The 14,174-nt window shown below is 37.5% G+C and carries 10 protein-coding genes and 1 tRNA gene; 4 read left to right on the top strand and 7 right to left on the bottom strand.

All coding sequences use genetic code 11. The features are described 5' to 3' along the window. The first annotated feature begins 577 nt into the window (after positions 1–577). The 4 genes from ADIARSV_RS09575 (at position 578) to murA (ending at position 6,456) form a co-directional block, all read left to right on the top strand. Positions 578–2,002: a tetratricopeptide repeat protein gene (locus ADIARSV_RS09575; protein WP_016195291.1), complete on the top strand. Its 1,425-nt coding sequence runs from the start codon at positions 578–580 to the stop codon at positions 2,000–2,002. Positions 2,003–2,085: 83 nt separating this feature from the next. Further along, the gene (locus ADIARSV_RS09570; RefSeq protein ID WP_040299681.1) at positions 2,086–4,365 is read left to right on the top strand and encodes an ATP-dependent helicase; all 2,280 of its coding nucleotides are present in this window, start codon (positions 2,086–2,088) and stop codon (positions 4,363–4,365) included. A 63-nt stretch (positions 4,366–4,428) separates the two neighbouring features. Next, the gene (locus ADIARSV_RS09565) at positions 4,429–5,106 is read left to right on the top strand and encodes a DUF4290 domain-containing protein (RefSeq protein WP_016195289.1); all 678 of its coding nucleotides are present in this window, start codon (positions 4,429–4,431) and stop codon (positions 5,104–5,106) included. Between the two features lie 24 nt (positions 5,107–5,130). Next, complete coding sequence (murA, locus tag ADIARSV_RS09560; RefSeq protein ID WP_016195288.1) at positions 5,131–6,456, top strand: UDP-N-acetylglucosamine 1-carboxyvinyltransferase; 1,326 nt, start codon at positions 5,131–5,133, stop codon at positions 6,454–6,456. A gap of 116 nt (positions 6,457–6,572) precedes the next feature. On the opposite strand, the gene ADIARSV_RS09555 is transcribed toward murA, so the two are convergent. The 7 genes from ADIARSV_RS09555 to ADIARSV_RS09525 all read right to left on the bottom strand — a co-directional run bounded on the left by ADIARSV_RS09555 (position 6,573) and on the right by ADIARSV_RS09525 (position 14,168). Further along, positions 6,573–7,934 (bottom strand): pyridoxal-phosphate dependent enzyme, encoded by a 1,362-nt coding sequence (locus tag ADIARSV_RS09555; protein ID WP_016195287.1) that lies wholly within the window; start codon positions 7,932–7,934, stop codon positions 6,573–6,575. 113 nt (positions 7,935–8,047) lie between these two features. Next, entirely contained in the window at positions 8,048–8,911 is an 864-nt protein-coding gene (locus tag ADIARSV_RS09550; RefSeq protein ID WP_016195286.1) for an AMP nucleosidase, read from the bottom strand. Positions 8,912–8,959: 48 nt separating this feature from the next. Continuing rightward, on the bottom strand, positions 8,960–10,204 hold the full coding sequence (gene clpX / locus ADIARSV_RS09545) for an ATP-dependent Clp protease ATP-binding subunit ClpX (protein WP_040299679.1): 1,245 nt from the start codon (positions 10,202–10,204) through the stop codon (positions 8,960–8,962). Continuing rightward, entirely contained in the window at positions 10,197–10,901 is a 705-nt protein-coding gene (clpP, locus tag ADIARSV_RS09540; protein ID WP_016195284.1) for an ATP-dependent Clp endopeptidase proteolytic subunit ClpP, read from the bottom strand. The genes clpX and clpP overlap by 8 nt, the downstream gene beginning before the upstream one ends. Before the next feature lie 101 nt (positions 10,902–11,002). Then, complete coding sequence (gene tig, locus ADIARSV_RS09535; protein WP_016195283.1) at positions 11,003–12,346, bottom strand: trigger factor; 1,344 nt, start codon at positions 12,344–12,346, stop codon at positions 11,003–11,005. A 63-nt stretch (positions 12,347–12,409) separates the two neighbouring features. Next, a tRNA-Leu gene (locus ADIARSV_RS09530) sits at positions 12,410–12,491 on the bottom strand. 75 nt (positions 12,492–12,566) lie between these two features. Further along, positions 12,567–14,168, bottom strand: coding sequence for a response regulator (locus ADIARSV_RS09525; protein WP_016195282.1), 1,602 nt, complete (start codon positions 14,166–14,168; stop codon positions 12,567–12,569). Positions 14,169–14,174 lie beyond the last annotated feature (6 nt).

Raw genomic sequence — 14,174 nt, 5'->3', positions numbered from 1 at the left:
CATTTTGTTCTGTTTATTGGGTTTCTATTTATTTGTCTGTTTTTTCAATTGATTCTGATTACAATTTCTCATATTATGACAGAATAATAATTACTTTTTCTCTTTATGCTTAAATTATTCAATATTTACACACATAATAACACTTCATTTTATAATATTGCTGTATATTCAGTTGATTTTTGTAAAAGATTCAAGTTTAGATTATAACTAAATGTGAAATCACTCTGTGTATTAATATACAATTAACTCACATACAACAACATATGTTCTGCACACTAAAAAAACTAATTAATTAAATTAATGTAGCGGTAATAATTTTGACCCTGCATATTTAATACTTTCTAAACGCAAACTGTTAAACAATTTTTACACATAATTATACAGATCAATTTTAGAATATGCATTTATGGATGATTTCGCTCTTTGTATCTCTTATAGATTTCTTATACCTAGGAATCTCTGTTTAAAACTATGATAAGAAAAATACTTTTCATATTCTTGTTCCTTAAAATCGACAAGTTACAATCAAAAAAAGTAGCTTTTTAGAATAAATATTTACATTTCCTTAAGCTTTAGGATGAAACTTTATTATCTGTTAACTATCAGTATATGTTTTTTATCATTTTCAAACTCATTCTCACAAGAGAATGATAGTTCAAAAGTGGATAATCTTAATTCCTTAGGATATAATATTCGATTAACAGATCCTGAACAAACTATTCAATATGGAGAAAAAGCCTTAAAATTGGCTAACACAATTCATTATTCTAATGGAGCTGCCGAAGCTCAAAGAATATTAGGTGTTGGATACTTCTATATTTGGAAAAACGAAAAGGCGTTGAAATTCTATCTAACCTCTTTAAGTATTTTCGCTAAAAACAATTATGAACCAGGACTTGCTAAAGTTTACAATAATATTGGGAATCTATATAGAGAAGTTGATTCCGAAATGGGTCTAATGTATTTTAATAAATCACTTATCCTTGCCAACAAACTTAATATGTCTGACTTGATAGCTGGTTTATATATGAATATCGGAATTATATACTCTAGACAACATAAATTCAATTTAGCTTTAAAGTATCTTGAAAAAGGCTATAAAATATTTAGCCTTCTAAAAAATGCTGTCGGAATCACTCAGGCACTTCAAAATAAAGGAGTAATTTATTTTAACCTAAATCAAACTGATTTAGCAGAAAAACTCTTACTTGAAGCAAATAGATACTCGAAAGAAAATGAATTAAATAGTACCGTAGCAAGTATAAACCTAACTTTAACATCCATCTATATAAACAAAAAGGAATTTATAAAAGCCGAGGCTGCATTAAACGAAGGGAAAGCTTATACCGAGCTGGTTAAAGACCCGAAACTACTTCAAGATTATACATTTAGAGCTTTTCAACTTGAAAGTAAAAGAAAAAATTACAAACAAGCATTAGTTTATCTTCAAGATGTTTATACACAAGATAGTATTACATTCTCTAATCTGGAATCACAAAAAATTGGTCTTCTCCAAGAACAACAACGCCACCTAGAAAGAGAAAAACAAACATTAATTCTAATCGAGCGCCAAAAAGCAGACCGAATAATCTTTTGGGCGTCAGCCATAGTGCTCTTCCTACTAACTGCACTTGTCCTTCTCCTTACCTTCAATGTTAAAAAGAAAAACAAAACGAACAAGCAACTTCAGTCCCTTAATGATGAAATTTCCCTCCAGAGAGAAAACCTCGATAGAATTAATCACCACCTGGAAGAAATAATTACAGAACGAACACGTGACCTTCAGATTAAAAACAGCAAGCTTTCTGCGTATTCCTCCCATCTATCACATCAGATACGAAGCCCTATAGCAACCATGAAGGGTTTAATGTTATTGGAAGAAGACAAGCTTATTGGCAGTGAAGAGTTTATTGAGGAAGTTGGTAAGTGCATAAATGATATTGATGATAAGATTAAAAATATAAATATCAACTTACATCGACTTGATAATAAAGGACTTTAGCTTTTTATTAAGAAAGATTTATATAGCTAAAGATTCTGCCCTCATTTTTTATAATTTTGCTAATTCATAAAAAGGATCAAGTTTTGGAATATTTAGAGGGATTGAATCCATCACAAAGAGCAGCAGTAGAGCAGACAAAAGGACCAGTAATGATTGTAGCGGGTGCCGGATCTGGAAAAACAAGGGTTATAACCTTTCGGGTGGCCCATCTGGTAAGATCAGGAGTCGACTCCTTCAATTTACTCGTACTTACCTTTACCAACAAGGCGGCGAAGGAAATGCGCAAGCGTATTATTGAGCTAGTAGGACCGGAAGCTAAAAATATATGGATGGGCACATTCCACTCCGTATTTGCAAAAATCTTGCGCGTTGAAGCTGCGAAAATAGGTTACCCGACAAACTTTACGATTTACGATACAGACGACAGTAAAAGCCTCCTCAGAGCGATCCTGAGAGAGCAACAGTTGGATGATAAATTATACAATGCCAACTTTGTATACAACCGAATCTCATCGGCAAAAAACAACTTAATTTCAGCTGCTGAGTATCTTAAAAATGCACAGATCCAGTCTGAAGATACGGCAACAGGCCGGGGCCGCTTAGGAGAAATCTATCAAATCTATTCTCAGCGCTGCTTCAAAGCTGGCGCAATGGATTTTGATGACATTCTTTTCAAAACAAACGTTCTGCTTAGAGAACATCCCGATGCCCTATATAAATATCAGAATAAATTTAAATATCTGATGGTTGATGAGTACCAGGATACAAATTACTCGCAATATCTCATCGTTAAAAAATTAGCTGCCATTAATGAAAACATCTGTGTCGTTGGTGATGATGCACAAAGCATCTATGCCTTCCGTGGTGCTAATATTCAAAACATCCTCAATTTCGAAAAGGATTATCCTGATTTAAAGGTTTTCAAACTAGAACAAAATTACCGCTCAACTCAAAACATTGTCAATGTTGCCAATAGCATCATCGCCAACAATAAAAACCAACTGAAGAAAAATGTCTTTTCTAAAAATGAAGAAGGGGACAAAATAAAAGTCGCCAGAGCCTTTAGCGACAATGAAGAAGGAAAGATCGTTGCCGAAAGTATTCTTCAGGAACGTGGAGTAAAGGGTCTAAAATTCAACGATTTCGCCATTTTATACCGAACCAATGCGCAATCGCGCTCCATGGAAGAAGCCCTAAGAAAATTGAATGTTCCCTATAAAATATATGGTGGCCTTTCTTTCTACCAAAGAAAAGAAATTAAGGACCTTATTTCTTATTTCAGACTAACCTTCAATTCTAACGACGAAGAGGCATTAAAAAGAGTCATTAACTATCCCAAAAGAGGAATAGGTGATACTTCTATGGAAAGAATTATCATCGCTGCCGATCAACACAAAATCACTCCCTGGGAAGTAATTTCCGATGCAGGGAGATTTCTCGAACAACGTTCTGCTACAGCTATTGGCAACTTCGCCATTATGATCCAAAGCTTTCAGGTGGTAGCAAAAAATCAGACCGCTTATGAAGCTGCTCTGCATATCGCTCAACACTCCGGATTGCTTAAGGATCTATACACCGACAAATCTGTTGAAGGTCTTAACCGCTACGAAAACATACAGGAATTATTAAACGGAATTAAAGAGTTTAGTGAACGTGAAGACATCGAAGACCGTGGTCTGGATATTTTCATGCAGGATGTAGCGCTGCTAACCAATGATGATAACGACAAAAATCCTGATGCGGATACGGTTTCTCTAATGACCATCCACTCAGCCAAAGGACTCGAATTTCCTCATGTATATGTAGTAGGGCTGGAAGAAAACCTGTTTCCTTCTCAAATGTCAATCAATTCAAGGGCCGACCTCGAAGAGGAAAGACGACTGTTCTATGTCGCTATCACTCGTGCAGAAAAGAAACTGACTATTTCTTATGCTACTTCAAGGTATCGTTGGGGCACACTCACCAGTTGCGAGCCCAGTAGGTTCCTGGATGAGATCGATGCACAGTTCCTCGAACTTGAATTTAAAAACACACAGAAGACTACTGATAAGAATCCATTCTTCGACGATACATTGGCCTCAAGCAAATCTGCTGATACATTTTCCAAGATTAAACCCAATTCAGGTATTATAAGGAAGACCACATCCATGTTGCCTAAAGCACATATACCGAGCGAAGGATTTGCTCCTTCTGATATCTCCGGATTACAAGTTGGCATGGAAGTTGAACATGAACGCTTTGGTTATGGCAAAGTAATTAATATTGAGGGTAATAAATCTGATATTAAAGCAACTATATTTTTCAAAGAGCTAGGACAGAAACAACTTTTGCTTAAATTTGCTAAACTTCGCATAGTAATCTAATAATTATTACTACTATTGAACAGTCTGACTGGGAACCTTCCCTCCAAAAACAAAACGACTAGAATGACATTTGACTATAATAGTACAAGGAGCAAATTAATCCTTGCAGAATACGGCAGAAACGTACAAAATATGGTTGCTCATATTTGTACCCTTCCTACTAAAGACGAAAGAAACCGCCATGCTTTGGCAGTTATTGATCTTATGGGCTTTCTAAACCCACATTTAAGGGATGTAGCTGACTTTAAACATAAACTGTGGGATCACTTACAAATCATTTCCGATTTCAAGATAGATGTGGATTCCCCATACCCTATTCCAACAGCCGACGTTTTAAACGTAAAACCGGAAGCGCTGGCTTACCCACAGAAAAGAATTCGTTACAAGCACTACGGAAAAACAGTTGAAGTTCTTATTGCTCAGGCTAAAGAAATTGAAGATCCTGAACGAAAACAACTTATGGTGCAGTCTATCGCGAATTTCATGAAAATGGCTTATGTCACATGGAATAAAGACTCGGTAACTGACGAAACGATTATTCAAGATCTAAAAGAGCTTTCTAATGGTGAACTTGCTCTTGAAGACAACGTAAACTTGAATAAAGTTGATGTCCGCCCCGCGCCTTCAAGCATCCGACCTAAAGGCATGCAGAAGAACAATCTTCAAAATAACAAGAACAGACAGAATTCAAATAACCGCAATGGGAGTAACCGTCCTAAAAACCCGGGGAAACGCTACTAACCTGTAAAACCAAATATCCAAGGCATGAATGCATTTGAAATTAACGGAGGCAAACCTCTGAAGGGAGAAATTATTCCTCAAGGTGCCAAAAATGAAGCATTACAGGTTATTTCAGCCGTCCTTTTAACTGAAGAGAAAGTTACTATTAGCAATATCCCTGATATTGTAGACGTCAATAAGCTCATCGAACTATTAGGAGACCTCGGTGTTGCTGTAGAACGTTTAAGTAAGGACACCTATACTTTCGAAGCGAAAAATATCAATCTTGAATTTTTTCAATCCGAACATTTTAAATCCAAAGGTGGTAGTTTAAGAGGTTCTATCATGATTGTGGGGCCCTTATTAGGCCGGTTTGGAAAAGCAGCTATCCCAAAACCAGGTGGAGATAAGATTGGCAGACGCAGATTGGACACCCATTTTCTTGGATTCGAAAAGCTTGGAGCTAAGTTCAACTACAACGCAGACACCAGTTTTTTCAATGTTGATGCTACTAATTTAAAAGGAGCATACGTCCTTTTAGATGAGGCCTCAGTCACCGGTACTGCAAATATCATCATGGCCGCTGTTCTGGCTAAGGGTACGACAACCATATACAATGCAGCCTGCGAACCCTACATTCAGCAACTATGTAAAATGCTGAACAGAATGGGAGCCAAGATATCAGGAATCAGCTCCAATTTAATCACCATTGAAGGCGTTAAAAAGCTAGGTGGCACTGAACATCGCTTACTGCCCGATATGATTGAGATTGGCTCCTTTATAGGCCTCGCGGCTATGACAGGCTCAGAGATCACCATCAAAGATGTCCATTATGAAGAATTAGGCATTATTCCTGAAGTCTTTAAGCGATTGGGCATTCAGCTGGAACGCAGAGGCGATGATATTTACATCCCTGCGCAGTCAAACTACGAAATTGATACCTTTATTGATGGATCTATATTAACAGTGGCCGATGCTCCCTGGCCAGGTTTCACTCCTGACTTGCTCAGTATTGTCATTGTCATAGCAACTCAGGCCAAAGGAAACGTTCTTGTACATCAGAAAATGTTTGAAAGCCGTTTATTCTTCGTGGATAAACTCATTGATATGGGCGCTCAAATAATCCTTTGCGATCCGCATAGAGCAACAATTATTGGCCTTAACAAGCAAGTGCAACTACGTGGAATTGAAATGACCTCCCCTGATATAAGGGCTGGTGTAGCTTTATTAATAGCTGCTCTTTCTGCCAATGGAAGATCTATCATTCACAATATAGAACAGATTGAAAGAGGCTACCAGGATATTGACATTCGTTTGAGAGCTCTCGGAGCTGATATCAAACGGATCAACATTATGCCAAAATCGCATTAAAGCTTTCTAAAGAAATAAAAAGAAAGGCTGTTTCAGAGATCGAAGCAGCCTTTCTTTATTTTATTAAGAATTTCAATGTGGACTATATAATTGTTAATCAATAACTGGTAAAACCACTAAACCGACATTGCACTTATAATATCGAATTGCGTTATAATCTCCATTTTACCATTCTCATATTCCAACAATACCGCCGTATTATCTTTACTAATCAGCGATGATATTTTTTCTATTGAAGTATTGATATCCACAAAAGGAAAAGGCTTAGTCATCACCTCCGAAATCTTGTGAGACTTAGCAGCAGGATTTTCCAATAAAGAATTTAATATATCCGTCTCCGTTATTTTCCCTACAACCATCCCTTGTTGAGTAACAGGCAACTGGGATATGTTCAAAGATTTAATCGTATTGATTGCTTCAAGAACCGATTTATCCGAATCGATAGTTACAATCTCCTGATTATCTCTATTTTGTAATATTGATTTTGCAGTTAGTTTTTCATCTTTAAGGAAACCACGCTCCCTCAGCCAGTCATCATTGTACATCTTACCTAAATAACGTGTACCATGATCATGAAAGATAACCACAACCAGATCGTCTTCCTTTAACTGATCTTTCATCTGCAACAAACCAGCAACTACCGATCCGCAGGAATTACCGGCAAAAATACCTTCCTTACGCGCAATCTCCCTGGTCATCAACGCAGCATCCTTATCCGTTACTTTTTCAAAGTGATCAATTACAGAAAAATCTACATTCTGTGGCAAGAAATCTTCCCCAATTCCCTCTGTAATATAAGGGTATATCTCATTTTTATCAAAAATCCCCGTCTCTTTATACTTTTTAAATACAGATCCATATGTATCAATCCCCCAGATCTTGATATTAGGATTCTGTTCTTTTAAATATTTTCCGGCACCTGATAACGTTCCGCCAGTACCAACTCCGGCAACCAAATGCGTCACCTTTCCGTTAGTCTGTTCCCAAATCTCGGGACCAGTCTGTTCATAATTGGCCATCGAATTCGACAAATTATCATATTGATTCGCCTTCCATGAGTTGGGGACCTCCCTTTGTAACCTCGATGAAACAGAATAGTAAGATCTTGGATCTTCTGGTTCTACATTAGTAGGACATACAATCACTTCAGCACCAAATGCACGCAACGCATCCACTTTCTCTTTCGATTGTTTATCTGTAGTAGTAAATATGCACTTGTATCCCTTTATTACCGCAGCAATGGCCAAACCCATTCCTGTATTACCTGAAGTTCCCTCAATAATTGTTCCACCTGGTTTTAAGAACCCGGCCTGCTCAGCATCTTCAATCATTTTAAGCGCCATCCTGTCTTTAATTGAATTACCAGGATTATTGGTTTCAATTTTAGCCAGAACAGTAGCTTTAATACCATCAGTTACCTTATTCAGTTTAACAAGAGGGGTATTCCCAATAGTTTCCAAAATGTTGTTGTACCACATAGAGCAAAAGTAATAATTATCTATTAAATCAATAGGCTAAGCAAAATTTACAACAAACAAATGACTTACCAGGGAAAAGACCTAAATAATCAATCTGATTTTATAAAATGCCCTTAAAACTTCAAATGCTTAACAGTTAAGCCATTGTTGATCAATTGCCTTAAAGAATCTATTCCAATCTTTAAATGAGACTCAACAAATTTCTCTGTCACCTTTGAGTCACTCTCTGTAGTCTTTACTCCTTCCGGAATCATCGGTTGATCCGAAACCAGCAATAAAGCACCCGTAGGGATCTTATTGGCAAACCCAGTTGTAAACACAGTAGCTGTTTCCATATCTACTGCCATTGCACGCAAAGTTTTCAAATACTTCTTAAAGTCCTTGTCGTGTTCCCAAACCCTTCTGTTTGTTGTATAGACAGTGCCTGTCCAATAATCACGGGAATGATCTCTAATGGTAGTAGAAATCGCTTTTTGAAGCGCAAAAGCTGGAAGTGCGGGAACTTCTGCCGGCATATAATCATTAGATGTACCTTCTCCTCTAATAGCAGCGATCGGAAGAATCAGGTCTCCGATACTATTTTTTTTCTTTAAGCCGCCGCATTTCCCTAAAAATAAAACCGCCTTTGGATGTATCGCACTGAGTAAATCCATCATCGTTGCCGCTAATGGACTCCCCATACCGAAATTGATTATGGTAATACCATCTGCTGTAACACTCTGCATCGGTTTATCCAGACCCATTATAGGGGCATTATCATGCCATTCAGAAAATAACTGCAGGTATTTAGAAAAATTAGTTAAAAGAATAAATTGAGAAAAATCACCTAAAGGACGTCCCGTATATCTTGGAAGCCAATTATTTACTATCTGCTCCTTTGTTTTAAGTCCTTTGCGAATAGGCGTTTCTACTTCCTTAATTTTCTTGGCTTGTTCTACCAAATCATCATCCTTTTTAACATCTTTTTCTTCATTCATAATTTTAGGTTTATGATAAAAAAACCCCGAATCTCTTCGGGGTTTCTCTTATGCTACTTTAAGCTTTTTTATATCCGTTTTAGCAAACTTTTCAAGAGCATAGCTCAACGTGATCTCCAGCCCCTTGCCTTGCCGCTTTTCGGATGGAACTTCAAACATCGCATCAATCATGATCGATTCACAAATAGACCTGAGTCCCCTTGCTCCTAGTTTAAATTCCATTGCCTTATCTACAATAAACTCCAGCACCTCCTTGTCAAACTCAAGCTTAATATCTTCATATTCAAAAAGCTTCTTGTACTGCTTAACCAGCGAATTCCGGGGTTCCGTTAATATACTTAACAATGCCCCTCTGTTCAAAGGATTAAGGTGAGTAATCACAGGAAGCCTTCCAATCAATTCGGGAATTAAACCAAAAGAACGAAGATCCTGAGGAGTGATATATTTATATAAATTAGTTAAATCTATATTATCGTCATCCAAATCATTAATCTTGTATCCTACTGTTTGAGTCTTTAAACGATTTGCAATTTTCCTGTCAATACCATCAAATGCACCGCCACAGATAAACAGAATGTTATTCGTATTTACAGCAATCATTTTCTGATCCGGATGTTTACGTCCACCCTGAGGAGGAACATTCACAACTGTACCCTCAAGAATTTTCAATAACGCCTGTTGTACCCCTTCACCGGAAACATCCCTGGTAATAGATGGATTATCACTCTTACGGGCAATTTTATCCACCTCATCAATATAAACAATCCCCCGTTCTGCAGACGCTACATCGTAATCCGCCGCTTGCAACAAGCGCGTTAAAATGCTTTCTACATCTTCCCCTACATAACCTGCTTCTGTTAACACCGTTGCATCACAGATACAAAATGGAACATGTAAGATCTTCGCGATAGTTTTTGCCAACAATGTCTTTCCGGTTCCTGTTTCAGCAACCATAATGATATTAGACTTTTCTATCTCGATTTCATCCTTCTCCACCTTTTGGTTCAGCCGTTTATAATGATTATAAACCGCTACTGCCAACACTTTCTTGGCTTCATCCTGACCAATAACATATTGATCCAGATGCTCTTTGATTTCCATAGGTTTCATCAGCGTAACTGAAGATCCTGCACCCTTTGTTTTACGAACCGACAATTCTTCCGCCAAAATCTGGTTAGCCTGGGCAACACATTTATCACAAATGTGTGCATCCAGACCAGCTATTAGCATTAATGTATCCTGTTTACCAGATCCGCAGAAGGAACACTTAATATCCTTTGAGCTCTTACTCATTATTTACTTTGTTTTCTCCCAGCACTTCATCAATCATTCCGAACTCTTTTGCTTCACTTGCAATCATCCAATAATCCCTGTCTGATGCATCATGTACTTTCTGATAATCCTGACCCGAATGAAGGGCAATGATTTCATATAACTCTCTCTTTAATTTCAGGATCTCACGGGCAGTGATCTCAATATCGGATGCCTGACCCTGCACACCACCTAATGGTTGGTGGATCATAATACGTGAATGCGCTAAAGCAGCACGTTTACCTGCCGCACCTGCACACATTAAAACTGCACCCATAGATGCCGCCATACCCGTACAAATAGTCGCCACATCAGGAGTGATATACTGCATCGTATCATAAATACCTAGTCCGGCATATACCGAGCCGCCAGGTGAATTGATATAAATCTGTATATCTCTTTTTGCGTCAGTAGATTGTAAAAATAAAAGCTGAGCCTGTATAATATTTGCGTTTGTGTCATAAATGGCATCTCCCAGAAAAATGATACGATCCATCATTAACCGCGAAAACACATCCATCTGTGCCACATTTAATTGGCGCTCTTCTATAATATATGGGGTCATAGACATTGGAAGAGCACTTTTCTCTACCCTACCAATGAAACTGTCTACATGCTGACTACCAATGCGATGATGTTTTACCGCGTATTTACGAAACTCATTTTTGTCAATATTCATTGGATTAAAGTTAATGGTCTGAATTTATATATAAAAGTATTTATGCTAATATAAGTTTTGATTAAGATTGATGGCATAAGTACTCTCACAACCATAAAAACTTAATCTAATAACAAGAATTTATTGTATTCAATTTCCTGGCGATCTAATGTAATAACACTTTTCAGGTATTCAAATACTTTTTGTGTTTTTACTTCGTCAAAAGATTTACTTGCACTTTCCTGATTCTGCAAAAACTGTACAGTATAATCTGATAACGTCTCATCTGTAACAGCTTGCGGACTGTACATACTTAATTGAGCGCCTAATTTTATTTTTGCAGATTCAAATACATCTTCATATTTTATCTCTATTTTATTTTCTTTAACAACTTTGTCTGCAACCAGCGTCCATCTTAAGTTATTCGCAAAATCATCGTATCCCTTTTGCAAATCTTCATCCGACAAATCCTTATTGGTCACTTTTAACCAACGCATCAGGAATTCATCAGGAAGCTGCATGGCATATTTTGCTATAACGTATTTAGCAAGATCACCTTGAAATCTAGTTTCGCTATTCTGCACCATCATAGATTCCAGCTCTCCGGTAATCTTTTCACGAAACTGCTCCTCAGTAGTTACAATTCCTTCACCAAACACCTTATCAAAGAACTCCTGGTTCAAATCAGACTCATCCAGACGGTTTACATTTTTAACAGTCAACTGAAAGTTAGAGGTCAGATCCTTTGCATCCACTTCGTCGATCTTTAGGATCTTGGAAACCTGAAAAGAATCATGATTAAATGCCTTCTGAATATCAAATTCAATCACATCCCCTACCTTTAAACCGATCAGGCTCTTTTTAACCTCTTCATCACTGACAAGGTCAATTCGAACCGAAGTAGTTGCACGTATAGCATCTTCAAAAACAGAGCCATCTGCAGAAAGCTGTGTCAACTCTGCATAAAGCACATCATTATCTGACGAAACTTCAGGGTTTGTCATTTTGCCATAACTCTTCCTGATATTTTTGATCCTTGACTCTAACGTTTCAGGATCAATTTTAATCGTATAGTACGGAATAGCATCAGCCTTCGAAAAATCCAATTCAAATGAAGGAGCTAATCCTACTTCATACTTGAACTCGAACTCATCTGATAAATCCCAGTTATGTTTTTCCGTATCTGGATGCGGTAACGGCTGACCCAATATACTTAATTTACTGTCTGTAATATATTGCTTAATCGAATCATTCAAAAGAGTATTTACCTGATCAACAAGGATACTTTTACCATATACCTTCTTGATATGAGATACCGGCACCAGTCCTTCTCTGAATCCTGGAAGTTTTGCTTTTTTTGCCTGAGCTTTGATCGCTTTCTCTACACTTGGAAGATAGTCTTCAGGTTTAATGTTTATTTTAACTAATGAATTTAAGTTATCAATTTTTTCTTCTGTGATATTCATATTATGATAATTACATTTAGTGTTATACAAAAAATTCCCCTCGTGTAAGCGAGGGGAATTATGTGCGGAAGAAGGGACTCGAACCCCCACGCCTTACAGCGCCAGATCCTAAGTCTGGTGCGGCTACCAATTACGCCACTTCCGCATTAGGATTGTTATAAATTTGGAATGCAAAACTAGCTTTTATTTTCAATAAAAACAAGTACTATTTAAAATAAATTTAATCTTTTTTTAACACCTTACTGGTCCACTTCTTAATCTTATGATGTAAGACACTAAGGTCAAATGGTTTAGTGATAATATCATTCGCTCCTGCATCAATAGCTCGTTGTTGTTCTTCATCAAGAACAGCAGCCGATAATGAAATAATAGGAATAGTGTTGATAGATGCACTTTCATCTGCCCGAATTTTACGAATGGCCTCAAACCCTCCCATTATAGGCATGTTTGAATCTATCAGGAGCAGATCGTATGTCTTCGTTTTTAATCGTTCCAATACCAACTTCCCATTCTCAACCATTTCCACTTCTATTTTCCATCGTTCTAAGACCTTCTTGATCATAAACTGATTTACCAGGTTATCCTCTGCAACCAATACCTCCAGACCCTCCAAAAAAGGCAACTCAGAAAGATCTACAGAAGCCTTAATTTCCGGATCAGAAACAACCTGATACCAATTTGTAAATGCAAAACTCGCACCCTTACCAAACTCCGAAAAAACAGTAATTTCCCCTCCCTTTAATTCAGCCAGTCTCTTTGCAATCGATAAACCCAAACCAGTGCCACCGTAAAGCTGCTGTGTATTATCATCCGCCTGTTCAAAGTTATCAAATATGGAATCCAGTTTATCGCTTTTAATTCCGATACCGGTATCCTGTACCACAAATCGAATCTGAGCCTGATTCCCCTTAGTTGCTATCAGTTTAACAAAGAGCGTAACCACTCCCTTGTCCGTGAATTTAACAGCGTTACCAATCAGGTTCATTAAAATCTGATTGATCCGCAACGAATCGACAATAATCATTGCAGGCACTTCTTTTTCAATATTAACTTGTAATTCGATCCCCTTTTCAACCGCTTTATACTGGAGTAAGTCGACTATTGCATGAGCCTGGTTAATGATATTACTCTCTGCGCGAACAATCTTAAATTTACCTGCTTCAATTTTTGATATATCTAAAATATCATTGATGATGCCTAACAAAGCACCTGAGGATATTTTAAGAAGATCCATCAATTTTATCTGCTCTTCATCCAGATTCGTATACTGCAGTAAATGAATTAACCCTTGAATACCATTTACAGGAGTTCTTATTTCGTGACTCATACTAGCCAAAAAATTCTCCTTGATCCGCTTACCCTGTTCCGCCTGCTCTTTAGCTATAATTAACTCCTTTTGATACTGAAGCAACTCTGCATTCTTTCTTTTAACCTCGCGCTGAGAACGTGCCAATTGAATAAATGAATCCACTTTTGCCGATGTCACATATGGATCGAGGGGCTTATACAGATAATCCATAGCTCCCGTTGAGTAACCTTTTACTGCATACTTCGTCTCTGTTGAAATAGCAGTAACGAAAATAACCAGTATTTCACGCGTCCTGGGATTACCTTTTAAGATCTCTACAAGCTCAAAACCATCCATTTGAGGCATTTGAACATCTACAAGAGCAATGGAAATATCCTGCTCCCAACATAACCTCAAAGCCTCATTCGGCGAGGTTGTTGTCACTAATTCAATATCCTCACGATCCAAAAGGGCCTCCAGAGCCACAATATTCTCCGGTTTATCATCAACGATTAAAATCTTAAGCACTTCCATTTTACC

The organism is Arcticibacter svalbardensis MN12-7 (assembly GCF_000403135.1).
Taxonomy (GTDB): Bacteria; Bacteroidota; Bacteroidia; order Sphingobacteriales; family Sphingobacteriaceae; genus Arcticibacter; species Arcticibacter svalbardensis.
Note: the sequence above shows the minus strand (reverse complement) of the source record. Positions and strands in the feature narration are given on the sequence as shown.